Origin of the sequence: Rhodanobacter sp. 7MK24 (assembly GCF_014842995.1) — a bacterium.
Lineage (GTDB): Bacteria > Pseudomonadota > Gammaproteobacteria > Xanthomonadales > Rhodanobacteraceae > Rhodanobacter_A.
Genome location: NZ_JACYXL010000001.1, coordinates 823,588 through 846,565, shown reverse-complemented (window position 1 = coordinate 846,565; position 22,978 = coordinate 823,588). Strand labels below are relative to the sequence as shown.

Sequence of the window (22,978 nt, the reverse complement as noted above, 5' to 3'; positions counted from 1 at the left end):
TCCGTCATCAACTGCCAAAGGGTTTCACCGACTGCGGCACCACGCGGGCGCCGAAGTCGCGTTTCATGGACTGCACGAAGGGATCCTCGGCGATGGATTGCTCCGCCGCCGCCTGTGCCGCGTCGCGCGATTGCGCGGCGCGCGCAGCAGGGGTGGCGGAGGCCGCCGACTTGTCGATGTCGACGAAGCGCAGTTTGATGCGTTCTCCCAGCGCATGGCTGATGCGCTCCTCCATCTGGCTGAGCATCGGTTCCACCGCCATGCCCATGTGCGCCGGCTGCAAGGCCAGCACCAGGGTGTTGCCTTCGCGTTCGCGCAACACGGCGTTTTGCGCCAGCACTCCGAACGGGCCACGCAGGCCGGCTTGCTCGATCAGGCTTTCCCAATGCGGCAAGCCACCGGCATCGCGCAACGGTGCGGCCGTGGCCGGGGCCGACTCGCGCTCGGCGGGTGCCGGCGCGGCGACGGGTGGCGCAGCACGATAGGCCGAAGCCGGGGGCGCCGCCGGCGCTGCACCATGCGCGGGCGCAGCCGCAGCTCGAGGAACGGGTGCCGCGCGTTCCATGGCCGGGCGTGCCGCTTCGCCACCTGGGCGGAACGCCAGCATGCGCAGCAACGCCATCTCGAAACCGGTACGCGCGTCGGGCGCCAATGCGAGATCGCGACGGCCGCCGATGGCAATCTGGTAATAGAGCTGCACGTCTTCCGGCGCAATGCGCACCGCCAGCACATGCAAGGCCTCGCCGTCGGAATCGTCGTCGAGCCGATAGCCGGGAACCAGCTGGATCAACTGCAGGCGGTGCAACACGCCGGCAAGATCGTCCAGTACACCACCGAAATCGGGCGAATACGAGGCGATCTGCGCACATTCGGCAAGCAAACGTGCACCGTCGCCGTCGGCCAGCGCATCGAGTACGCCCAGCACCTGGCCACGTGCCACGCTGCCCAGCATGGTGCGCACGTCGTCGGCATGCAGCGCTCCGCCGCCATAGGCGATGGCCTGGTCGAGCAACGAGAGGCCGTCGCGCAGCGAGCCGTCGGCGCCTCGCGCCAGTTCCTCGATCGCGGCGTCTTCGTAGGCGATGTTCTCGGCGCCGAGGATGTGCCGCATCTGGCCCGCGATCTGTTCGGGCAGCAGGCGCTTCAGGTTGAACTTCAGGCAGCGCGACAGCACCGTCACCGGCAGTTTTTGCGGATCGGTGGTGGCGAGCAGGAATTTCACGTGCGGCGGCGGCTCCTCCAGCGTCTTCAACAGCGCATTGAAGGCCGGCTTGGAGAGCATGTGCACCTCGTCCACCAGGTACACCTTGAAGCGGCCGCGCGAAGGCGCGTACTGCGCGTTCTCGATCACTTCGCGCACGTCGTCCACGCCGGTGTTGCTGGCCGCATCGATTTCGAGCAGGTCCACGAAGCGGCCCTGGTCCACCGCCACGCATACCGCGCATTCGCCGCAGGGATCGGCCGACTCGCCACGCTCGCAATTCAGCGACTTGGCGAAGATGCGCGCGATGGTGGTCTTACCCACGCCTCGCGTGCCGGTGAACAGATAGGCGTGGTGCATGCGCCCGGTGTCCAGCGCATTGGTGAGCGCGCGCACCACATGCTCCTGCCCCACCAGTTCAGCGAACTTGCGCGGGCGCCATTTGCGGGCAAGAACTTGATAGGACATGCGCAGCCACCTTGGAACGAACGTCGATTGTGCCAAGGTGGGGGCGGCAAGTCAGTAAAACATGCGCGGATTGATGCGAGCCCCGCCCGTCATCCCCACCTTCCTCACCCGGCAAGGCCGGCGCGATCCATGAGGCTTCCCCGCGTGCTTCCCGGCGGGGAGAAGGGGCGAACCTGCCGTGCGAGTCTTGCCAGCCCCCGGCAGCCGGATGGTCTCAGGCTGCGGTCAAGGCCTGCTCCGGATGGGCGGCGGCCCCGCCAGCCACACCCCGGCACCCGAATCATCCACTACCGTTGCTTCCTTCCGGACCTGGCGGGATTTGCGGACTATCGTCGCGGGGGGACCGACGGGGCCACCATAAGACGTCGCACGAGGTTTGGTCGTGACTGACTAGAAACTGGCGGAGAGGGCGGGATTCGAACCCGCGATACGGGGATAAGCCGTATACACACTTTCCAGGCGTGCTCCTTCAACCACTCGGACACCTCTCCGCACGCAACCTTCCCACCGACCCGAACAGCGGCAGGTGAAGACGCGGAAGGATACCGGGCACCACGGCCACTGACAAGGGACGGCGATGCTCAACCGGCATCCGCACGCGGTGGTGTCGGCATCCGCAAGGCGATGCGCTGCCCTGTCGCGGCGACCCGGTAGCCACGTGCCGACAGCGCCACGCCATCGGCCGCGCTGCCGTAGTGGTAAAGCAGCAGGCGGTCACGCAACGCGGTGGCGTACTCGCGTTCGATATCGTCGATACCGGTGTGCGAAGGGTTTCCGTGCAGGCTGCAGTCGTGCGCGACCAACTCCTCGTTGCCCGCGTATCGCTCCAGGACTTCCGGGATCGGCCGCGTATCCCCGGTGTAGGCAAAGCTGCCCGCAAGCGCCAGGCCGAACGAGGTGTCGGGGCGGTGGTGGCGCGTGGCGAACACGTCGAACCACAGACCGTCCAGCCAGAAGCCGCGCGTGCACGGCAAGAGGCGGAATGCCTCCCAGTAGTTCACGCCGCCTTCGGCGAGCACGCCGGGGTAATCGGCCACGCGCGCCTGCAGCCACGGCACCAGGACGGCGTGGCAGAACACGCGGATGGTGCCGCGCAGCGCCTCGTCGAACCACACGCGGGTGAACAGGCGCTCCATGCCCCCGATGTGATCCATGTGCGTGTGCGTGATGTACAGCGCTCGAGGCAGACTGCCGTAGGCGGCGCGGTAGCGATCGAGCGTGTCCGGCCCGCAGTCGATCAGCAGCAGTGGCTCGCCGTCGCGTTCCAGCACGACCGCCGACGAGCCCAGCTCGACCGCATGCGCGGCGCCCGTGCCAAGAAAATGAAGATGCCAGTTCATGCGCCGAACGTCGCCTCATAGGCTTCGGTGAGGGGTGTCCACACGGTCGCGCGAAACGCCGCTTCGCCCTGCGCGGCTGCGCCGAGTTTGACCAGCGAGCGATGCAGCCGCGCAAGGTTGGCAAGTCTCCAATCTTGCGCCGGATCGCGCATCCGGCCACGATCGAAGTCGATCAGGTGCAGCACCGCAGGCGTCACCAGCACGTTATGCGCGTTGAGATCCGCATGCCAGATGCCTGCGCGATGGAAGCGCGCCACCAGCGCACCGACTTCGCGCGCCAACTCCGCATCGAGGCTGCCGGAAGCAAGGCATTCGGCCAAGGTCTGCGCCCCCGCGATGCGGCGGGTGATGAGATCGGCGCGATAAAACAAACCGTGCCGGCGATAGCGCGCAGCCACGGGAGCCGGTCCCGGCAACCCCAAGCGCGCGATCCTGGCCAATAGACGGAATTCGGCGAAGCAACGCGTGGCATCCGCGCCGCGCCACAGGTAGCGATCCCCCATCAGCTTTGCCACCATGCCCCCGCGACGGTAATGTCGCAGCACGCATTCGCCGGCCGGCGTGGCGATGATCTGCACACCGCCGCGCCCGCCCGCCTGCGAGCGCAACGCGCCGCGCTCGCGCCAGCGTTCCGGCTCGAACCAGTCGTTGTCGACTTGTGGCGATGCCGCGGCGTCGAACAGAATCGCGCCTTCGGCGTCTTCGCGCAGTTGCTCTTGCATCGGTGCTGGCGCGTCTTCGTTAACCCTCGGCGATTCTACATGTCCGCTCCCTCCTCGCTTTGCCTGCTGCGTACCTCGGCCATCGGCGACGTCACCCATGTCGTGCCGCTGGTACGCACGCTGCAGGCGGCGTGGCCACAGACTCGGCTGACATGGATCGTGGGCAAGCTGGAGCGCAGGCTGGTCGGCGAGCTGCCCGGCGTGGACTTCGTCACCTTCGACAAGGCCGCGGGCTGGGCCGGCATGCGCGAAGTGCGCGCGGCGCTGCGCGGCCAGCGTTTCGATGCCTTATTGCAGATGCAGGTGGCCTTGCGTTCCAACCTGTTGAGCTTGGGCATCAAGGCGGATCGACGCATCGGTTACGACGCTGCGCGCGCCAAGGACCTGCACGGCCTCGTCGTCAACGAACGCATCCCCGCACGCAACGGCGAACACGTACTGGACGCCATCGGCAGCTTCTGCGAACCGCTGGGGCTGAAGCAGACCACGGTGCGCTGGGACCTTCCGATTCCCGACGAAGCACATGCCTGGGCCTCGGAACAACTGCCCGGCGACATGCCCACCCTGCTGGTCAGTCCCAGCTCCAGCCACGCGCTGCGCAACTGGCGGCCGGAGCGTTATGCGGCGGTGATGGAACATGCCACCGCCCGTGGCTGGCGCGTGGCGCTGGTGGGTGGACCTTCGGCCAGCGAGCGCGCGATGGCAGACGCGGTGCTCGCCGCATGCACGCATGCACCACTCGACCTCACTGGCAAGGACACGTTGAAGAAATTGCTCGCGCTGCTTTCCCGCGCGCAGCTGCTGCTGACGCCGGACTCCGGCCCCATGCATATGGCCAACGCCGTCGGCACCAAGGTGCTGGGCCTGCACGCAGCAAGCAATCCGAACCGCTCCGGCCCCTACTCCGATCGCCGCTGGTGCGTGGACAAGTACGACGAGGCCGCGCGCAAATACCTCGGCAAGCCGGCCAGCGAACTGGCCTGGGGCACCAAGATCGAGCACTCCGGCGTGATGGACCTGATCGAGATCGACGACGCGATCGAACGCTTCGATGCCGCCAGCGCCCATCTCGGAATCGGCTGAAGCCGCAGGCAGCCTCTACAACTCGCGCAGCTTGATATCGCGGAACTGCAGCCGGATCGGCGTCGTGCCCTTGTCCTCGGTGCCCTGCAGGGAAACATGTCCCTTGTGGAAAGTGCCGAAGTCCGGCCACGCCTTGAACTTGGTGGAGGCGACCAGCCTCTTCCACTCGTCCGTCCACAGCCAGGTGTCGAGCACCTTGTGGCCGTTCTGGAAGAACTGCAGGTGCCCGTGGTCGGCGACGATCTCGAAGCGATTCCACTGCGGCGCCTGGTTGACCCATTCCACCGGCGAGGAGATCAGGTCGAACAGATCGCCCGAGCGCTCGTTCAACACGCGGCTGTCCGGCTGCGTGCAGGCCAGGTCGGCGATCTGCATCTCCGGTCCGGTCTCGTAGGTCTGCGCATATTTCGGCGACTCGTTCACGTAGAACATGACTCCGCTGTCGGCACACGGCGTCATCCGCCATTCCAGCTTCAGGTCGAAATCGGCGTATTCGCCATCGGTGACCAGGTCGGCGAAATCCTCGTCGCGACCGGTTCTTCCGCGTTGCAGTTCGATGCTGCCGTCGTGGACCGACCAGTCCTTCCCCGGCGTCTTCTGCAGGTAGGAATGCCAGCCATCGAGGTTGCGGCCGTTGAACAATAGTTTCCAGCCTTGCGCCTTCTCCTGCGGAGTAAGTGTATTGGGCGCCTGCGCATTGGCGAATCCGCAGGCCAGGCAGGCCCACGCCATGAACAGCATGCGTTGTCTCGCGGACATGTCGTGGCCTCTTGGCGTCGGTTGCGTGCGTGGTCGTCGTGCGGCGTCGATCAGGAACCGGCGTGCCCGGCGGCGGGCGGGAAGGAAGGCGGTGCGACGCGCGGGTCGGTGCCCCAGGCCTTGTCCGGTGTCGCCTGCAGCGAGAAGCGCAACTGGCCGCCATGCGTGGCGAAGGTCGCCGGCAACCAGGGCTGCGTGTACGGCTTGCCGTCGACCTGCAGAGCGTGCACGTAGGGGGTGTCGGCCGAAGCGCCGGGCGCATCGATCACCACGTCGCCGCCGCTGCGATGGACGACGGCGCGGTCGAACAACGGGCTGCCCATGACCAGGTCCGCGCTGCCGGGAATCTCGGGATACAGCCCCAGCGCCGACCACACGTACCAGGAGGACATCTCGCCCAGATCATCGTTGCCCGGGATGCCGTCGGGCGTGTTCTTCCACAGCGTGTTCACCACCGCGCGCACAGTCTCCTGGGTCTTGTATGGCTGGCCGGCGAAATCGTAGAGCCAGGGCGTCTCCACCGACGGCTCGTTGTTGAGTTCCGCATGCAGCGGCCCGGCGTTGGTGAAAGCCCAGTGCCCGTCGGCGTCGCGGAAGAAGCGGTCCAGCCGCGCCACGGCCTTGTCGGCGCCGCCCATCGCATCGAACAGGTCGTGCAGGTCGAACGGCACCATCCACACATACACCGCCGCGCTGCCTTCGACGAAGCCGTCATCGGTGGATGGCGTGAAGGCGGGCCAGCTGCCATCGGCATTGCGGTTCTGGATGTAGCCGCCATCGGGCGCGGCCTTGGGGTTGAACAGGTTGCGCCAGTAGCCGGCGCGCGCACGGAAGCGTCGCTCCCCTTCCTTGTCGCCCACGTCGGCGGCGAGTTCGGACAGCGCGAAGTCCGCCGTCGCATCCTCCAGCGTCTCGGCGGCGCCGCCCCATGCGTGCGACTGGGTGGCGATGTAGTGCAGCTTCAGCCACTGGTCCAGCGAGGGCCGCTGGCCCACGCATTCCACGTTGCAACCGTCGTCCGATCCGTCGTGCGCGGTCGGCACGGTGGCGGCGCGGACCAGCGAAGCGTAGGCACCATGCAGATCGAAGTCGCGCCCGCCGAAGGCGTAGATGTCCGCCAATGCGGGCACCGCGGGATCCCCGCTCATCACGTGGGTGCCGCCGCTGTTGTGCGTCCAGCGATCCCATTCGCCGTGGTTCTGTTGCGCCTGGTTGTAGAGGGATTGCGCGATGTCGCTGCCGACTTTCGGCATCAGCCAGGTCACCAGTTGCAGTTGCGAGCGATACACGTCCCAGCCGGAGAAGTTGGCGTACTGCGCCTGCTGGTTGCCCTGCACGCGATGGATCTTCTGGTCGAAGCCGCGGTATTCGCCGTCGACGTCGCTGAACACGTTGGGATGCAACAAGCTGTGGTAAAGCGCCGTGTAGAACACCGTGCGCTGGTCGGCGCTGTCCCCATGCACCTGGATGCTGGCCAGCGCCCTGTTCCAGGCATCGCGTGCGCGCCCCCGCACCTGCGCCAGCGTGGCACCTTGTGGAATCTCGGCATCGAGATTGGCGCGCGCATTCGCCAGGCTCACGTAGGAAATGCCCACGCGCATCCCGACCGGCCCCTTGGCTGGATCGAACGACACCCACACGCCCGAACCCTTGCCTGCGGCCGGGAAACCCTTGGCGTCATAGCCGGTGCCGCCCTGTTCGGTGTTCGCACCACCGCGCACCACCGCATCCCGCCAGGCACCGGTAGCGGTGAACGGCTGGTCGAAGCGCGCCACGAAATAAAGCGTGTAATAGCTGCGCTGGTCGGCCTTGGCCAGGTAGCCGCAGAAGTTGCCGCTGGTGACCGAACCGCTGACTGTCCGCTGTGCCGGATCGATCCGCGCTTCGGCCGCACTGCTGCCCACTTCCGAATCCGAGGTGCGGAACAACAGGTTCGCCGGCTTGCCCATGGGAAAGGCGAAACTGGCCATGCCGCTGTGCATCGCCGCCGCCAGTTCCAGTTGCACGCCGTTGGCCAGTGCCAGCCGGTAGTCGCCCGGTGTCGCCCGCTCGTCGGCATGGCGGAAATCGACGGCATACCGCGAGTCGTCGGTGTCCATCGAAGGCGAGGCAGTGAGCGGCTCGGTGACCGGCAGCACGGGAATGTCGCCGCTCGCCCCCGCACAACCCGCACCCGACAAATGGGTGAGGCTGAAGCCTCGGATACGCTGCGCATCGAACTGGTAGCCGCTGGGCGAGGCCGTGCGTACGTGATGTCCGCGCGTGTTCTCCGGGCTCCACTGCAACATGCCGAACGGCATGACGGCGCCAGGATAGGTATTGCCGCCGTTGCTGCTGCCGATCAATGGGTTGACTGCATCGGCCGGCTGCATATCTGCCGCCGTCGCGCATGCCGCCGCCAAAGAAAGCAGACCACCCGACACGAACAGGCATGCGAGGGAGAAGAACTTGTGCCTGGTACCACTCGGATTCCGTTTGCACACGGGCATGGACAGGTATCCCTCTGAGTGATTGTGATTTTGGATCGATCTAAATCGAGAACAGGAATCTAGCCCAAGCCGCACCATGAATCGAGTTGCACAGCAACATCGCAGCTATGCAGGCAAACGGAAGCACGGGGTCATGGATGCCGGGCACGTCACTACCAACCGCAGTCGCAGGGCGCGCAAACAGCATCAACCGTATGGCCAGATCTCCAAGAATCGTGCGGAAACTGGCCAAAAAAACATCAAGGCTATCGATTCGCCATTGGTCCGGCGAGAGGGAGCGCGAACCACGTCGCTTGAGCATGGACAAGCATCACGAACCCGCGCACAGCCGCCTCGGCAAGCCATGGCGAGCTGGGTGGGAGTATCAAAATCGAGAAGACGGGTGTGATGGATTTGATCGGTGTCGATGACGCGTCCAGCGATGCGAGGCTGCTGCACTCGCCAAGATCCGGTTTGAATGCCCCAATCCCCCCAGAGAGGGATTGGGGTAAAGGTGGGGCAAAACCTCTGCGCCACGCTCCACTTGCACCCGCCTATTGACACCCTCTCCCGGAGAGAGGGCTTCCGTCATCAGACGGCGCGATAGTCCTGATAGGACTTTTCCTCGACCAGCTGCGAGCCGAGCTTCACGTTGATCTCGCGCTTCACTGCAGCGCGCTCGTCGTTCCTGAAATACACCGAGCGCGCCAGCTCGATGAACTCGGCATCGAAAGCCTGCGCCTTTTCCTTGAGGCGGATATCGTCCTCGATCACCCACAGCGCTTCGTTCACCGCGAGCAGGCGCGCGCGTTCGTCACGGATGTCGGCTTTCGAGGCGGGGTGCGCGGCCCAGGTGGCGTTGAGCAGGTCGAGCTCGGTGCGCACATTGGCCAGCTTGGCGGGATCGCCGATGCGTTGCGACTTGATTTCGAGGATGGTGATCTTGTCGATCAGCTCGCCGTAGGACACCGGGGTCTGGATCAGGCTCATGGATAACTCCTAAGGTCAGGCCGCATGTGCGGGGTGGAAAGCACCCTGCCGCACGAGTTCGCAGATGCTGCGCACATCGCCGTCCAGCGCGCGGTCGCGGTGCAGGAAGGCTATGTTCTTGCGCAAAGTGGCGTGGGCACGCTGCACGTCGGTGCCAGCGTGGAAATCGCTGCTTCCGGCCAACGCCTCGGCCAGCTGGCGCGCCTCGGCGACGAACTGTTCGTGATGCGGCTGGCCTTCGCGCGGTGCATTGGACACCTTGGCCGCCAGTGCCTGCCAGCCGCCGCGCTGCGCGAGGCGGCGTGCCGCGTTGAGCATTTCCTGGCGGTAATCCAGCGCCTGCGCGGCGGTGTACAGCTCCAGCGCGATCACGTGACCGAGGTCTTCGATCATCTCCAGCACGTGGCGTGCCTCGTTGGCGCCCATCGAGACGTGGTCCTCGGCGTTCGCACTGGTCGGCACCGAATACACGCTGGCCGGATGCGCGCGGGTGGCGAGGTCGTTGACCAGCGCCGCGGCGGTGTACTGCACGATCATGAACCCGGAGTCGGTGCCGTCCTCGTTGCCGCTGAGGAAGGCCGGCAGGCCGTCGTTGGTGGCCGGGTCGACCAGCTTGTTGAGGCGGCGCTCGGAAATCGAAGCCAGCACCGGAATCGCCGCCTTCACGTAGCTCATCGCCAGCGCCAGCGGCATGCCGTGGAAGTGGCCGGCGGAGATCACCTGCTCCTCGATGAAACGCGCGCCTTCGGCATCGGGGAAGATCAGCGGATTGTCGGTAACCGCATTCAATTCGATGTCGAACACGCGGCAGGCCTGTGCCCACGCGTCACGTACCGCACCGTGCACTTGCGGCATGCAACGCAGGCAGTACGCGTCCTGCGGTTGGTGCTTCTTGCCGCCCTTGAACGGCAGGAAGCGCGCATAGAACGCCTCGCGGCCGTGGCGCTGGTTGGCCGGCACCCAGTCCCAGCCGATGTCGAAGCTGAGCGCCTGGTCGTCCGGCTCGCTCCACGCCTCGGTCGTCCACGGCTTGAAGCGCGGCACGAGATGATAGGGAATGTCGAGCAGGGTCGAGCCTTGCAGCAGCTCGCGCACATGCGCGGCCACCGCAACCTGCCCCGGGTGCGGACGCAGCTCGTGCACTTCGGGGCGCAGCGCACCGCTACGGCCGGCGAAGGCGTCCAGCGTCATCGCAGCGGCGAGGTCGGCGGCGTCGAGCAGGCGTTCCAGGTCGTGCAGCGCCAGCGTGCCGGTAGCCAGCATCTGCGCGGTGCCGTTGTTGAGCGCGAGGCCTTCCTTGAACGACAGGCGCACGGGCTGCAGCCCCGCGCGCTTCAGCGCCTCGCTACCTGACAGACGCTCGCCTTCGTAGAACGCTTCGCCACCGCCGAGCAGCACGATGGCCAGATGCGAGAGCGGCGCGAGGTCGCCGCTTGCGCCCACCGAACCCTTCTCCGGCACCACCGGCACCACGCCGGCATTGAGCATGGCAGCCAACGCTTCCAGCGTGCACACGCGGATGCCCGAATGTCCGCGCATCAGGGTGTTGATGCGGATGGCCAGCATCGCGCGCACCACGTCGGCGCCGAACGGCTTGCCCACGCATACGGCATGGGTGGTGATGAGGTTGTGCTGCAGCTCTTCCAGCAGCGTGCCTTCCGGCGTATGCGTGCGGCTGTCGGGCAGCTCGTCGCGTATGCGATGCGCACCCAGCAACTTGTCGGCATTGCTGCCGAAGCCGGTGGTGACGCCGTAGGTCGGCTCACCGCAGTTGACCTTGTCGGCAAGGAAATCCGCTGCGTGCTGCACTCGCTCCAACTGCTTCGCATCCAGCGCCACCTTGGCGCCATCACGAGCCACTGCCACCAGCTGCGCCCGCGTAAGACTGCTGCCGTCGAGAAGAATGGTTTTGCTCACAAATGCTCCAAAATATCCGTACGGCCAAGGAAATTCCGACTTTGCTCGCCGTTTCTGCGAAAGCAGGAATCCAGTGCATTTCCTGCAATGCGAAACGGTCTGCAGGCACTGGTTCCCAGCTTTTGCTGGGATGACAAGCAAAGAGCCGCTTCAGCCCATTGCCGCCGCCTGCTCCAGCTCCACCCGCAACGTCTTGACCAGCTCGGCACGCGCAACCTCGAACTGGTCGCCTCGGCGCAGGTCCTTCACGGTGACCACGCCCTTGGCGAGCTCGTCCTCGCCCAGCACCACGGCGAAGCGGATGCCGGCGCGGTCGGCGTATTTGAATTGCTTGCCCAGCTTGCCTGCTTCCAGCACCGCCTCGGTGGCGATGCCGGCGGCACGCAGCTCGCCGGCCAGCGCGAGATAAGCTGGCAGCTGCGCCTCGTCCATCTGCGTGACCAGCACGTCCACCGTGCTCTGCGCCGTGCCGACGAGGCCGGCCTCGCGCAATTGCCAATACAGGCGGCTGAGGCCGATGGAGATGCCCACGCCCGGCAGGTGTGACTTGGTGTACTGGGCGGCAAGATTTTCGTAACGGCCACCGGAGCAGATCGAACCGATCTGCGGATGCTCGTTGAGCGTGGTCTCGTAGACGATGCCCGTGTAGTAGTCGAGGCCGCGCGCGATCGACAGGTTCAGCGCGTAATGCGTTTCCGGCACGCCGAGCGCATGGATCAGGCCGAGCACTTCCTTCAGCTCGGCGCGCCCCTGTTCCAGCGCTTCCGGACCGGCACCCAGCGCGTCGAGCTTGTCGAAGGCATCCTGCAGCGATGTGGAACGCACCTGCACGAAGGCCAGGATTTTCTCCACCGCCGCGGCCGCCAGGCCGAAGCCTTCGCCGGTGAGCGTGTCGCGCACGTAATCGGCCCCGCGCTTGTCCAGCTTGTCCACCTCGCGCAGCACCAGCATCTGCTGCTCCGCATCGGCCACACCCAGGCTCTCGAAATAACCGCGCATCAGCTTACGGTTGTTGAGCTGGATGGTGAACGGGCCGATGGCGAGCTCGCGGAACACGCTGTAGATCACTGCCGGCAACTCGGCGTCGTAACGGATCGACAGGCTGTCCTTGCCGATCACGTCGATGTCGCACTGGTAGAACTCGCGGAAGCGGCCGCGCTGGGCGCGCTCGCCGCGGTACACGCGCTGCATCTGGTAGCGGCGGAACGGGAAGTTCAGATCGCGCTCGTGCTCGGCCACGTAGCGCGCCAGCGGCACGGTGAGGTCGAAGCGCAGCGCGAGATCGGGCTTCTCGCCCTGCTCCAGCGCGCCGGTCGACTGCACGAAATACACCTGCCGCTCGGTCTCGCCGCCGGTCTTGGTCAGCAGCACGTCGGCGTATTCGATCGCCGGCGTTTCCACCGGCAGGAAGCCGAAGCGCTCGTAGTTGCGGCGGATGGTGTCGAGCATGCGCTGGAACGCGATCTGGTCGAGCGGCAGCAGCTCGAGCACGCCAGGCATGGTGCGGGCCGGGGTAAGCGCCATGGAAACCTCTGTGACGGGGATGGAATCGCCGCACGGCGATAGCCGCCAAGATTAACAGATGGCCCCCCGGCCTCCGCAGCCGGCGAAGACCTGTTGCCAAGGCCTGCCGCCGTCATTAAGATACGCGGCTCCCACGGGGTGTAGCTCAGCCTGGTAGAGCGCTACGTTCGGGACGTAGAAGTCGCAGGTTCAAATCCTGTCTCCCCGACCAAGTTCGAACTCCCGAGTCCCTCGGTCTCGAGAACGGAAAAGCCGCCCTCCAAGGCGGCTTTCTTGTTTCCGGCATCCCTTGCGCAAACCGTGCGGCCTGCACAAGGGATCGACGTCAGGATTTCGAACCTGTCGCGTCCGGCATTTGCCCGAAACGCAGCATCACCAATTGGCCGCCAGGGCTGCAGGCGGCTTCTGCTCCCACCTGTCCTTTGTCGAACTTCATCGGGACAAGCACGATGACGTCGCCTTGCATCAACTGGCCCTTGTCCGCGTTGCCGATCGACTTGGGATTGCCGTACTGCTTGGTCAGCGACCCCCAAGCCTGCTGCAGCTTGTCTGTTGAAGGTTTCTGCTGCGGAGCGAACGCCTGCGTCGCTCCATCGAAGTCGCCCTTGTCCATAGCCGTGATTGCCTTGTTCGCAACGCCACCGCAACTTGCCATCTGCGCCGCCGAAACCTGCAAGGGTGCCTGCTGCGAAGGCTGCTCCTGCTGTGCAGGCTGTGATTGCTGCTGTGGTTGCGGGGCTTGCGGCGCGGGAGCCCTCTGCTGAGCGGATGCGCTACCGAAAACCAGCAGCATGGCCGGGAAAATGAAATGCGTGGCCTGTTTCATGTCGTCTCCTCCTCGGGGGGAATGGGAGCGCGACGGCAAACCTGTCAGCAGGGGAATCACATCACGCCGAAGCGCCGAAGGATGCTGACGACGAAGTAGCCAAGGCCGTCGCGAAGAGAGCGCCGTCGATGCAGCGCGTCCCCATCCTCGTGAGCAGGGATGGCTCTGTCAAACCCGCGCGACGCTGGCGTTCAGCAACGTGAGCATTCAGTGTCCGCGAATCAGGGGTTCCGATCCGCGGTGGCGAGCGTCGTCAACCGATCCAACTCGGCCTCGACAAAACCGGCTTCCAATCGCGCCGGACGGTTGAACGGACCGCGCAAGCTGACGCCGAGATAGTCGCGCAGCAAGTCGAAAAAGGTGTCGAAAGGATCGATGCCGTCCCGTTCGCAGCACCAGCGGTACCAACGCGTGCCGGCGGCGACATGGGCCACCTCTTCGCGCAGGATCACTTCCAATACGGCAATGGTGCGTTCGTCGCCTGCATGGCGCAGGCGTTCGATCATGCCGGGCGTCACGTCCAGTCCGCGCGCCTCCAGCACGCGCGGCACCAGGGCCATGCGTGCGGTGTCGGAGTGCGCGGTTTTCTCGGCCATTTCCCACAGGCCGTTGTGCGCATCGAAGTCGCCGTAGGCATGGCCCAACTCCGCCAGCCGCGTAGAAAGCAACGCGAAGTGGCGGGCTTCGTCGTGAGCGCAACTGGCCCAGTCGCGGTAGTAGGCATCAGGCATGCCGCGGAAACGATAGACGGCGTCCCAGGCGAGATTGATCGCGTTGAACTCGATGTGTGCCACCGCATGCACCAGGGCGGCGCGGCCTTCGGCACTGCCAAGGCCGCGCTGCGGCACCTGACGAGCGCTGACCAATTGCGGCTTGGCGGGGCGACCGGGGGCGCCGATGGGGGCTGCCGCGGATGCCGGATCGCCGGGCCGCAAATCGCCGATCTGCAGGGCTTGCCAGGTTTCATGGGTGAGGCGCAATTTCTCGGCCGGATCGCTGGCGTCAAGGCAACGCTTGGCGGCTTGGTGCAGATCGTTCATGGCGCGCAGTGTAGCGACCACTGGGTGCCAGGCCGAATTGCCGCCGTCATGCGCGGCATGCATAGTCAGCCGCGGATCCTCGCAAGGAATGGACCATGACCGGGCTCGGCGCGATCGAAATCAAGACCTTTGTTCCCGCACGCGACTATGAGCTGTCGCGGCGCTTCTACGCCGATCTCGGCTTCACGGAAAAATCGGAGTTCGAAGGCGTCGCCTACTTCGCGCTCGGCGGGTGCAGCTTCCTGCTGCAGCATTTCTACCGGCAGATGCACGCCGACAATTTCATGATGCATTTGCTGGTGGACGATGTGGACGCCTGGCACCAACGACTGACCGAGCAGGACATCGTGGGCAGATACGCCACGCACGGCGTACGCATGAACGCACCCGGTGATCGCCCATGGGGCATGCGCGACTTCCACCTCATCGACCCCACCGGCGTGTTGTGGCACATCGGCCACAACACGCGCTGAGCAGTCACGCGCTGCGGCGCGCAGCCTTGGCGTCGTCCGAGCGCAACATCTCGATCTGCTCGAGATAGTGGCGATCGAGGCCGGTGATGTATTCGCCGTTGAAGCAGGATGAGTCGAAATGCTTCAGCGATTCGTTGCCATCCTGCACCGCCCACACCAGGTCCTTGAGATCCTGGTAGATCAGCCAGTCGGCGCCCAGCATCTGCTGAACTTCGGTTTCGGTCTTGCCGGCCGCAACCAGCTCGGTGGCCGAAGGCATGTCGATCCCGTACACATTGGGGTAGCGCACCGGCGGCGCGGCGGAGGCGAAGAACACGTTCTTCGCGCCGGCGTCGCGCGCCATCTGGATGATCTGTTTCGACGTGGTGCCGCGCACGATGGAGTCGTCCACCAGCAGCACATTCTTCTTGCGGAACTCCAGTTCCACCGGATTGAGCTTGCGGCGCACGGATTTCACGCGGTCGCCCTGCCCCGGCATGATGAAGGTGCGGCCCACGTAGCGGTTCTTGACGAAACCCTCGCGGAACGGCACTCCCAGCGCCTCGGCCAGCGCGCTGGCGGCGGTGCGCGCGGTGTCGGGAATCGGGATCACCGCGTCGATGCCGTGGTCGGGGCGCTCGCGCAGGATCTTCTCGGCCAGCTTCTGGCCCATGCGCAGACGCGCCTTGTACACCGACACGTTCTCGATCATCGAGTCGGGACGCGCGAGGTACACATATTCGAAGATGCATGGCGCATGTGTCGCGCTCTCGGCGCAGTGGCGCGAATGCAGTTGGCCGTCGTCGGTGATGAACACCGCCTCGCCGGGCGCCACGTCGCGCAGGCGCTTGAAGCCCAGCACGTCCAGCGCCACCGACTCGGACGCCACTGCATATTCGCGGCCTTCCGCCGTAATGCGCTCGCCCAGCACCAGCGGGCGGATGCCGTTGGGGTCGCGGAACGCCAGCAGACCGTAGCCAAGCACTAGCGCAATGCAGGCATAACCGCCGCGCGCACGCGCATGCACGCCGGCCACGGCCTTGAAGATGTGGTCGGGGGTCAGCGCCATCCGCTCCTGGATCTGCAGCTCGTGCGCTAGCACATTGAGCAGCACTTCGGAATCCGAGTCGGTGTTGATGTGGCGGCGGTCGCCTTCGAACATCTCCTTGCGCAGCGCCTCGGTGTTCACCAGGTTGCCGTTGTGCGCGAAGGCGATGCCGTAGGGCGAGTTGACGTAGAACGGCTGCGCCTCCTCGGCGCCCTCCGAACCCGCGGTGGGATAACGGCAATGGCCGATGCCGATGCGTCCGCGCAGGCGGGCCATCGATGCCTGGTTGAACACATCGCGTACCAGGCCGTTGCCCTTGTGCAGGCGCAGGCGCGCGCCGTCCACGGTGGCGATGCCGGCGGCGTCCTGGCCGCGGTGCTGCAGCACCGTGAGGCCGTCGTAAAGCGCCGATGCCACTTCGGTGGTACCGACGATGCCGATGATTCCGCACATGATGGAGACCTGCTAAGGGTGATTCGAAGGAGAAACGGTGGCGGCCGGCGCGGGCGCCGCACCTGGCGTGGATATGGTGGCTGGCAGCTGGCTGCGCAATGCCTCGGGCAAGGCCGAAGGATCCAGGTGGCCGCGCAAGGCGTTCGACCACGCAGGCGAATTCAACTGTCCACGCAAGGTACTCGACACCGATGCGGGATTCAGATGGTCGCGCAACGAATTTGTCGCCGCCGTTGCATTGAGGTGTTGGCGCACACTGGGCGGTACCTGCTGGCCCAGCCAGATGGTGGCGCTCTGGAACGGCGGCAGCAGCATCGACTGCCGCCACATCGGCTCGCGGGTGAAGCCGGTGAGCTGGCACAGGAATACCAGTACGCACACGATCAGCGCACCGCGCACGAATCCGAAAACCATGCCGAGCAGGCGATCGGTGCCCGACAGGCCCGTGCTCACCAGCAAACGCTGCACGAAGAAGCGCAGGAACGCCCCCAGCACCAGCACCAGCACGAAGCACAACGCGTAGCCGGCTGCCTCCCGCAACATGGGCATGGTGATCATCCCAAGGTGCGCGGACACCATCGGCCCGAACAGCCACGCCACCCAGAACGCGGCGATCCAGATCGCCAACGCCAGCACCTCGGAGACGAGGCCGCGGAACAGGCCGATCAGCACCGACACGCCCAGCACGCCAAGGATGGTGAAGTCGATCCAGTTCATGGGCAACTCAGGCTAGTCCGCGGTTCATGGAACGCGAACCACGTTGCCGCCAACGCTCAGCTTCGCCTGGATCTGGTCGCGCACGCGCTCGGCATCGGCGCGCTGCGTCTGCGGTCCGGCGCGCACGCGCCACAGCTGCTTGCCGTTCACGCTGACGGTATCCACGTAACCGTCGAAACCAGCGGCACGCAGCTTGTCGCGCAGTGCATTGGCGTCGGCCTGGCTGCCCATCGCAGCCAGTTGCACGGCATAGCCGCCGGTGCGCGGCGCGGCAGCGGCAGTTGTCGGGCTTGCGGCGACCGCCGCGGTGCGCGGCGCATTGGCGGCCATCGTCGTCGCCACCGGCGCCGACGCGATATTGGAGTCGGCGTGGCCCAGGCCCTCCACCAGCTTCGCCGGCACGCTGGGGATCGCCTGGGTGATCTTCAGGCGCGCCGCCTCGGCACTGGTACGCGAATCGAACGGGCCGGCGGTCACCAGGGTGAGCTGTTTGCCCGCCTGCGTGATGATGCGGGTGAGCACGGGGTAACCGAAGCCGCGCACGCGGCGCACCAGGCGATCCACGCTGTCCGCATTGGCATAGGCACTGAGGTTGAGCACGTAAATCGAACGGTCCGCCGCTGCAGACGGCGCCGGCGGCGTGGCTGCCGGCGTGGCCGCAACCGGCGCAGCGACCGGGCTCTTGGTCGGCGACGAATCATGCGTCGCGGCGGCCACCACGGCCGCCCCCGTCATCGCAGCACCCGCCGCGACCGCGCCCTTCGATACGCCCGAGGAACCGCCCTGCAGTGGAATCACCGGCTGCGACGGCGAAGCGCCGGAGCCCATCGTCGGCCCGTTCGGCTGCGCCTTCGGGGCGGCGGCATCGGTGCCCACGTCGGTGGGGCGATTCGAGGGAATGTCCACCGAGGCAAGCTGGCTGCTGCTTGCCGATGCCTGCGCCGTCGTGGCTGCGCTGGCTGCGTTGGCCACCGGAGCCGCCGTGCCGGAAGCCGCCGGCGCCCCTGGCGCGAGACTCATGGTGCGCGTCTGCAGGTTGCTGTCCTGCACGGGCGGAATCGTCAGGCTCACCGACTGGTCGCCGGCCGGGGCCGACGACGGATTGCTGGAGAAAAACATCGGCACGAAGATGACAAGCAGGGCTACCAGTACGAAGGCCCCCAGCAGACGTGTTTTCAAGAGTTCGCTCCGAGGCGGCCGGCGCGGCCTGCGATCCGGCGATTATACCTGCCCTGCCCCGCGCACCGCCCGCCTTCACCCGCCGCGTTCAGCCATCGCCGCTGCGGCAACGAAGAACGAACCAAACACGAGGATGCGTTCGCCCGGCTTCGCCATGGCGCGCGCCGCGGCCAAGGCGCCCGCCACGTCGGCGTGCCGGTCGAAATCCGACCCGGGCAAGATCTGCCGCAGGATGTCCGCCAGTGCATCCGCCGCCAGTCCACGCGAGGTCACGCCATCCAGCCCGGCGAGATGCCAGGTGGCGATGCGCGTCCCGAGCGCGGCGATCACGCCGGCCACGTCCTTGTCCGCCAATGCGCCGTACACCGCATGGGTGCGTGCTGGCGGCTGCGCATCCAGCCATGCGGCCAGCGCACGCGCGGCCTGTGGGTTGTGGCCCACGTCCACGACCAGCGGCGGATCACCGCCCAACACTTGCAAGCGTGCGGCCACCCGCGCATCCCGCAGGCCTCGGCAGACCGCGGCATAGGCGTCCTCCGCCGCCAGCAAGTCGCCCACCGCCCACAGTGCATGCAACGCGGCAATGGCCGCCGCCGCATTGGCGATCTGCACCGGTGCCGCAAGCGCAGGCAACGGCAATTCCATCGCGGTGCCGTCGCGATGCCGCCAGCGCCAGCCAGCCGCCAGCCGCTCCGCAGTGAAGTCCGCACCTGCGCGTTCGACGTTCGCGCCGCAGGATGCCAGTGCATCGAGCAGGCCTTGCGGCGGCTCGAGTTCGCCCACGATCACTGGCCGGCCAGCGCGTGCGATGCCGGCTTTCTCGCGGCCGATGCTGTCGCGATCCGGACCCAGCCAGTCCATGTGGTCGAGGTCCACCGTGGTGACCACAGCCACGTCGGCGTCGACGATGTTCACCGCGTCCAGCCGGCCGCCAAGGCCGACTTCGAGGATCGCCAGATCGAGCTTCGCGCGGGCGAAGAGATCCAGCGCCGCCAGCGTGCCGTATTCGAAATACGTGAGAGGAATGTCTCCGCGCGCGGTTTCAATACGCTCGAAGCTCGCGACCAGCGCGGCATCGTCCACATCATGGCCATCGATGCGCACACGCTCGTTGTACGCCAGCAGGTGCGGCGAGGTGAACGCGCCGGTGCGCAAGCCTGCGGCATGCGCCATCGCCTCCAGCAACGCCACCGTGGAGCCCTTGCCGTTGGTACCGCCCACGATGACTACGCGCTGCGCCGGCGCAGTCGCGCCCATCCGTTGCCAGACGCCGCGCACGCGTTCCAGGCCCAGTTCGATGCTGCGCGGGTGGACGCGTTCCTGGTATGCCAGCCATTCGGCAAGGGTGCGGGACATGCGCGGGGCTTCACGTGCTTCGGAAAAGCGCGCAGCTTAGAACCTGTCCGAAGCCTGCGCATAGCCCGCGCGCATGTGCTGCTCAGGCGAGCGTGTGGATGGCCGCATGCAGCGACCAGAGGAAACCGAAAGCAATGGACAAGCTGGAAAGCAGCGCCAGCATCACTGGCGCGTGGCGGTTCATGGCATGGCGAGCTGCGGCGAACGTATTCATTGGGATCTCCTTCGATCCGCGTTGGTGGTGAAGGAGATGCTCCGCCAATGGCCCGCTTCGCGGCAGGCGCTATCGTCAGCGATCGGAAGTGACAGCCGTCACGGCAGGCCGCTCATAGCCGTGTGCCACGCAGACGCAGCGCATTGCCCACCACCGACACCGAGCTCAGGCTCATCGCCAGCGCGGCGATCATCGGCGAGAGCGTGATGCCGAACACCGGATACAGCAGGCCGGCCGCCAGCGGGACGCCGATACCGTTGTAGGCGAAAGCGAAGAACAGGTTCTGGCGGATATTGCGCACCGTAGCGCGCGACAGCGAGCGGGCACGCAGGATCGCAGCCAGATCGCCCTTCACGAGGGTGACTTGCGCACTCTCCATCGCCACGTCGCTGCCGTTGCCCATCGCGATGCCGACATCGGCAGCCGCCAGCGCGGGCGCGTCGTTGACGCCGTCGCCAGCCATCGCCACCTTGCGGCCTTGCGCACGCAAGGCGTTTACCGCTGCCGCCTTGTCGGCCGGCGAAACCTCGGCGTGCACCTCGCCAATATCCAGTTCCTGCGCCACCGCCTGCGCGGTGGTGGCGTTGTCGCCGGTGAGCATCACGACGCGCACGCCTGACGCCTTGAGCGCCCCCACGATCCGCCGCGCCTCGGGCTTGACGCGATCCGCCACCGCGAACAGCGCAACCAGCGAACCGTCCACGACGAGATGCACCACCGTGGCGCCCTGCGCACGCAGCGCACCCGCGCGCTGGCTTGCCCCCGGCTCGATCGCGACCCCGATTTCTCCAAGCAGCTTCGCATTGCCCAGTGCCACGCTGGCGCCATCCACCGTGGCGACGACGCCGCGGCCGGCGAGCGCATGGAATTCGGCCGCATCCAGCGACGCCACGCCTTCGTTGTCTGCCGCGTCCACGATGGCATGTGCCAGCGGGTGCTCGCTGCGACGCTCCAGTGCGGCGGCCAGCGCCAGCAGCCGTTCACGCGGCTGGCCGTTCAGCGCCACCACTTCGGTGAGCGCGGGCCTGCCTTCGGTGAGCGTGCCGGTCTTGTCCAGCACCAGGGTATCGATGCCCCGCAGCGCCTCGATGGCACCGGCGTCCTTGAACAACACGCCGAGCTGCGCGCCGCGCCCGCTGGCCACCATGATGGAGATCGGCGTGGCCAAGCCCAGCGCACAGGGGCAGGCAATGATGAGCACCGACACCGCCGCGACCAGCGCATGCGCGAATGGCGGCGGCGGCCCGAGCATCATCCATGCAGCGAACGCCAGCCCGGCCACCGCCGCCACCGCGGGCACGAACCATGCGGCCACCTTGTCGGCCATGCGCTGCAATGGCGCCTTGCTGCGCTGGGCCTGCGCGACGAGGCCGACGATCTGCGCCAGCAGGGTTTCGCTGCCGACCTTGTGCGCACGCATCAGCAATGCGCCTTCGCGGTTCAAGGTGCCGCCGGCCAGCATGTCGCCCTTGCCCTTCGCCACCGGCATGGCTTCGCCGGTGAGCATCGACTCGTCCACGTGGCTGCCGCCCTCGATCACCTCGCCGTCCACCGGCACCTTCTCGCCGGGGCGCACGCGCAGGGTGTCACCCACGCGTACCTCGTCCAGCGGCACGTCGGATTCGCTGCCGTCGGCGGCAACGCGCCGCGCCGTCTTCGGCGCCAGCCCAAGCAGCGCCTTGAGCGCCGAGCCGGTACGACGGCGCGCACGCAGTTCGAGGAAATCGCCCAACGTCACCAGGGTGACGATCACTGCCGCCGATTCGAAATACACGCCCATGCGACCGTGCGCGTCGCGCAAACCCGCCGGGAACAGACCCGGCGCGAGAAAGGCCACCGCACTGAACGCCCATGCCACGCCGGTGCCCAGCGCAATCAGCGTGTACATGTTGGGCGACCATGGCTTGAGCGAACGCCAGCCGCGCGCGAAGAACGGCGCGCCGCCCCACAGCACCACTACGCTGGAAAACAGCGCCTCGACCCAGCCGGCCGGCACAGGCAAGTGCCAACCGAACACGTGCGGCCCCATCGCCAGTAGGAATACCGGCAGGGTCAATGCAAAAAGCGTCCAGAAGCGCCGCGCCATGGTGCACAGCTCGCCACCGTCGCCCTCGTCCAGCGCAGGCACCATCGGCTCCAGCGCCATGCCGCACCTGGGGCAATCGCCGGGGCCGATTTGCTGCACCTCGGGATGCATCGGACAGGTGTAGACGGCATCGGCTTGTACCGGCGACGAAGGTCGGCGCCCACCGAGGTAAGCCGAGGGATCGGCCACGAATTTCTCGCGACAGCGTGCGGCGCAGAAGTGGTAGTCGTGGCCGTCGTGCGTGGCATGGTGCGCCGTGGTTTGCGGATCAACGGCCATGCCGCACACCGGGTCTTTCGCCAGCGCATGCCCTGGCTCGTCGTCCCGGCGAAGGTCGGAGTCCAGCGACTCGGCGGCTTTTGAACCGAAGTCGTTGGACTCCAGCTTTCGCGGGAAGGACGGCATCGCCTCGGACGAGCAGCAGCCGCCCGCCACTCCCGTCCCGCCACCGGGATAACGCCCCGGCTCCGCCTCGAACTTCGCCTTGCATTCGGCGCAGCAGAAATGCACCTCGCTGCCCGCATGCACGCTGCGATGCTGCGAGGTCGCCGGATCGACCGTCATCCCGCACACCGGATCGCGCGCCGCGACGTTCGCGCTGCCTGACGACGCACAGCAATTGCCCTGGCCGCTCATGCGCGCGCCTCCTCGTCGCTCAACGCGCGCAGGATCGGGCACTCCTCCGGCTTGCCGTGACCGGGGCAGGAGGACACCAGTTGCGCCAGCCCGTCGCGCACGCGCTGCAGTTCCGCGATGCGTTGCTCGATGGCCGCTAGCCGCTGCTCGGCGCGCTTCTTCACCGCCTTCACGCCGCGCTGGCGATCCGCCGACAGCGCCAGCAGGTCGCGGATTTCCTCCAGCGTGAAACCCATGTCCTTGGCGCGCCGAATGAAGCGCAACTGCGCTACGGCGCTTTCGCCGTAGCTGCGATAGCCGGAAGCTCGCCGCGACGGCTCGGGCAGCAGGCCTTCGCGCTCGTAGTAGCGGATGGTGTCGATGGCCACGCCGGCGCGCTTGGCGACGGCACCGATGCTGAGGGGTGTGGTTTGCGTGCTCATGAACCAAGTCTAGAGCTTTGATCTAGGTCCAGAGTCAAGCCGTGGATGGCAGAAACTTCAGCAGCCTGCGCGATCGC

Annotated in this window: 18 protein-coding genes, 2 tRNA genes, 1 other RNA gene and 1 pseudogene; 3 read left to right on the top strand and 19 right to left on the bottom strand. The window is 66.5% G+C overall.

Going from position 1 to position 22,978, the window contains the following annotated elements:
- Positions 1-7: 7 nt before the first annotated feature.
- From dnaX to IHE49_RS03875, 5 genes are all read right to left on the bottom strand, one after another.
- Positions 8-1,669 (bottom strand): DNA polymerase III subunit gamma/tau, encoded by a 1,662-nt coding sequence (dnaX, locus tag IHE49_RS03895; protein ID WP_192155046.1) that lies wholly within the window; start codon positions 1,667-1,669, stop codon positions 8-10.
- 252 nt (positions 1,670-1,921) lie between these two features.
- Positions 1,922-2,018, bottom strand: an RNA gene (ffs, locus tag IHE49_RS03890) — signal recognition particle sRNA small type.
- Positions 2,019-2,067: 49 nt separating this feature from the next.
- Positions 2,068-2,160: transfer RNA gene (locus tag IHE49_RS03885), tRNA-Ser, on the bottom strand.
- A 90-nt stretch (positions 2,161-2,250) separates the two neighbouring features.
- Positions 2,251-3,009, bottom strand: coding sequence for an MBL fold metallo-hydrolase (locus IHE49_RS03880; RefSeq protein ID WP_192155044.1), 759 nt, complete (start codon positions 3,007-3,009; stop codon positions 2,251-2,253).
- The gene (locus tag IHE49_RS03875; RefSeq protein WP_192155042.1) at positions 3,006-3,731 is read right to left on the bottom strand and encodes a 3-deoxy-D-manno-octulosonic acid kinase; all 726 of its coding nucleotides are present in this window, start codon (positions 3,729-3,731) and stop codon (positions 3,006-3,008) included. The genes IHE49_RS03880 and IHE49_RS03875 overlap by 4 nt, the downstream gene beginning before the upstream one ends.
- A 39-nt stretch (positions 3,732-3,770) precedes the next feature.
- On the opposite strand from IHE49_RS03875, the gene IHE49_RS03870 reads away from it, so the two are divergent.
- Positions 3,771-4,814, top strand: coding sequence for a glycosyltransferase family 9 protein (locus IHE49_RS03870; RefSeq protein WP_192155041.1), 1,044 nt, complete (start codon positions 3,771-3,773; stop codon positions 4,812-4,814).
- A gap of 15 nt (positions 4,815-4,829) precedes the next feature.
- Here IHE49_RS03870 and IHE49_RS03865 read toward each other — a convergent pair whose 3' ends face one another.
- The 5 genes from IHE49_RS03865 to hisS all read right to left on the bottom strand — a co-directional run bounded on the left by IHE49_RS03865 (position 4,830) and on the right by hisS (position 12,472).
- A complete protein-coding gene (locus tag IHE49_RS03865) occupies positions 4,830-5,573 on the bottom strand; it encodes a DUF1080 domain-containing protein (protein ID WP_192155039.1) in 744 nt (247 codons plus the stop codon).
- A 50-nt stretch (positions 5,574-5,623) separates the two neighbouring features.
- Complete coding sequence (locus IHE49_RS03860) at positions 5,624-7,945, bottom strand: GH92 family glycosyl hydrolase (RefSeq protein WP_255523407.1); 2,322 nt, start codon at positions 7,943-7,945, stop codon at positions 5,624-5,626.
- Between the two features lie 687 nt (positions 7,946-8,632).
- On the bottom strand, positions 8,633-9,031 hold the full coding sequence (locus tag IHE49_RS03855) for a DUF6165 family protein (protein WP_192155035.1): 399 nt from the start codon (positions 9,029-9,031) through the stop codon (positions 8,633-8,635).
- A gap of 15 nt (positions 9,032-9,046) precedes the next feature.
- The gene (locus IHE49_RS03850; protein WP_192155033.1) at positions 9,047-10,948 is read right to left on the bottom strand and encodes an aromatic amino acid ammonia-lyase; all 1,902 of its coding nucleotides are present in this window, start codon (positions 10,946-10,948) and stop codon (positions 9,047-9,049) included.
- A gap of 150 nt (positions 10,949-11,098) precedes the next feature.
- Positions 11,099-12,472, bottom strand: coding sequence for a histidine--tRNA ligase (gene hisS / locus IHE49_RS03845; protein WP_192155032.1), 1,374 nt, complete (start codon positions 12,470-12,472; stop codon positions 11,099-11,101).
- 134 nt (positions 12,473-12,606) lie between these two features.
- Between hisS and IHE49_RS03840 the strand changes: the two genes are divergently transcribed.
- Positions 12,607-12,683 (top strand) — tRNA-Pro (locus IHE49_RS03840).
- A 114-nt stretch (positions 12,684-12,797) separates the two neighbouring features.
- Here the strand turns inward: IHE49_RS03840 and IHE49_RS03835 are convergent.
- Both IHE49_RS03835 and IHE49_RS03830 read right to left on the bottom strand, forming a co-directional pair.
- Positions 12,798-13,358: a hypothetical protein gene (locus IHE49_RS03835; RefSeq protein WP_192155031.1), complete on the bottom strand. Its 561-nt coding sequence runs from the start codon at positions 13,356-13,358 to the stop codon at positions 12,798-12,800.
- Positions 13,359-13,519: 161 nt separating this feature from the next.
- On the bottom strand, positions 13,520-14,338 hold the full coding sequence (locus IHE49_RS03830; RefSeq protein WP_192155030.1) for a ferritin-like domain-containing protein: 819 nt from the start codon (positions 14,336-14,338) through the stop codon (positions 13,520-13,522).
- Positions 14,339-14,433: 95 nt separating this feature from the next.
- Here IHE49_RS03830 and IHE49_RS03825 point away from each other — a divergent pair, with 95 nt between their 5' ends.
- Entirely contained in the window at positions 14,434-14,811 is a 378-nt protein-coding gene (locus IHE49_RS03825; protein ID WP_192155029.1) for a VOC family protein, read from the top strand.
- A gap of 4 nt (positions 14,812-14,815) precedes the next feature.
- On the opposite strand, the gene purF is transcribed toward IHE49_RS03825, so the two are convergent.
- The 7 genes and pseudogenes from purF to IHE49_RS03795 all read right to left on the bottom strand — a co-directional run bounded on the left by purF (position 14,816) and on the right by IHE49_RS03795 (position 22,901).
- Positions 14,816-16,291, bottom strand: coding sequence for an amidophosphoribosyltransferase (purF, locus tag IHE49_RS03820; RefSeq protein WP_192155028.1), 1,476 nt, complete (start codon positions 16,289-16,291; stop codon positions 14,816-14,818).
- Between the two features lie 12 nt (positions 16,292-16,303).
- Complete coding sequence (locus tag IHE49_RS03815) at positions 16,304-17,008, bottom strand: CvpA family protein (protein ID WP_192155027.1); 705 nt, start codon at positions 17,006-17,008, stop codon at positions 16,304-16,306.
- A gap of 24 nt (positions 17,009-17,032) precedes the next feature.
- Positions 17,033-18,187 carry an SPOR domain-containing protein gene (locus IHE49_RS03810; protein WP_192155026.1) on the bottom strand — a complete coding sequence of 385 codons (1,155 nt, stop codon included), beginning with the start codon at positions 18,185-18,187 and terminating at the stop codon, positions 17,033-17,035.
- 75 nt (positions 18,188-18,262) lie between these two features.
- Positions 18,263-19,546: pseudogene (gene folC, locus IHE49_RS03805) on the bottom strand (bifunctional tetrahydrofolate synthase/dihydrofolate synthase); the annotation flags it as partial.
- 79 nt (positions 19,547-19,625) lie between these two features.
- On the bottom strand, positions 19,626-19,757 hold the full coding sequence (locus IHE49_RS18575; protein WP_255523406.1) for a hypothetical protein: 132 nt from the start codon (positions 19,755-19,757) through the stop codon (positions 19,626-19,628).
- A gap of 112 nt (positions 19,758-19,869) precedes the next feature.
- Positions 19,870-22,479: a heavy metal translocating P-type ATPase gene (locus IHE49_RS03800; protein WP_192155022.1), complete on the bottom strand. Its 2,610-nt coding sequence runs from the start codon at positions 22,477-22,479 to the stop codon at positions 19,870-19,872.
- Entirely contained in the window at positions 22,476-22,901 is a 426-nt protein-coding gene (locus IHE49_RS03795; RefSeq protein WP_192155021.1) for a heavy metal-responsive transcriptional regulator, read from the bottom strand. Before IHE49_RS03795 ends, IHE49_RS03800 begins: the two co-directional genes overlap by 4 nt.
- Positions 22,902-22,978: the final 77 nt, after the last annotated feature.

What these genes read in the sequence shown, in the direction of transcription:
- IHE49_RS03795 (WP_192155021.1), bottom strand. Translation starts at nt 22,901, where the DNA reads ATGAGCACGCAAACCACACCCCTCAGCATCGGTGCCGTCGCCAAGCGC.
- purF (WP_192155028.1), bottom strand. Translation starts at nt 16,291, where the DNA reads ATGTGCGGAATCATCGGCATCGTCGGTACCACCGAAGTGGCATCGGCG.
- IHE49_RS03815 (WP_192155027.1), bottom strand. Translation starts at nt 17,008, where the DNA reads ATGAACTGGATCGACTTCACCATCCTTGGCGTGCTGGGCGTGTCGGTG.
- hisS (WP_192155032.1), bottom strand. Translation starts at nt 12,472, where the DNA reads ATGGCGCTTACCCCGGCCCGCACCATGCCTGGCGTGCTCGAGCTGCTG.
- IHE49_RS03855 (WP_192155035.1), bottom strand. Translation starts at nt 9,031, where the DNA reads ATGAGCCTGATCCAGACCCCGGTGTCCTACGGCGAGCTGATCGACAAG.
- IHE49_RS03880 (WP_192155044.1), bottom strand. Translation starts at nt 3,009, where the DNA reads ATGAACTGGCATCTTCATTTTCTTGGCACGGGCGCCGCGCATGCGGTC.
- IHE49_RS03865 (WP_192155039.1), bottom strand. Translation starts at nt 5,573, where the DNA reads ATGTCCGCGAGACAACGCATGCTGTTCATGGCGTGGGCCTGCCTGGCC.
- IHE49_RS03860 (WP_255523407.1), bottom strand. Translation starts at nt 7,945, where the DNA reads ATGCAGCCGGCCGATGCAGTCAACCCATTGATCGGCAGCAGCAACGGC.
- IHE49_RS03830 (WP_192155030.1), bottom strand. Translation starts at nt 14,338, where the DNA reads ATGAACGATCTGCACCAAGCCGCCAAGCGTTGCCTTGACGCCAGCGAT.
- dnaX (WP_192155046.1), bottom strand. Translation starts at nt 1,669, where the DNA reads ATGTCCTATCAAGTTCTTGCCCGCAAATGGCGCCCGCGCAAGTTCGCT.
- IHE49_RS03875 (WP_192155042.1), bottom strand. Translation starts at nt 3,731, where the DNA reads ATGCAAGAGCAACTGCGCGAAGACGCCGAAGGCGCGATTCTGTTCGAC.
- IHE49_RS03800 (WP_192155022.1), bottom strand. Translation starts at nt 22,479, where the DNA reads ATGAGCGGCCAGGGCAATTGCTGTGCGTCGTCAGGCAGCGCGAACGTC.
- IHE49_RS03870 (WP_192155041.1), top strand. Translation starts at nt 3,771, where the DNA reads ATGTCCGCTCCCTCCTCGCTTTGCCTGCTGCGTACCTCGGCCATCGGC.
- IHE49_RS18575 (WP_255523406.1), bottom strand. Translation starts at nt 19,757, where the DNA reads ATGAATACGTTCGCCGCAGCTCGCCATGCCATGAACCGCCACGCGCCA.
- IHE49_RS03825 (WP_192155029.1), top strand. Translation starts at nt 14,434, where the DNA reads ATGACCGGGCTCGGCGCGATCGAAATCAAGACCTTTGTTCCCGCACGC.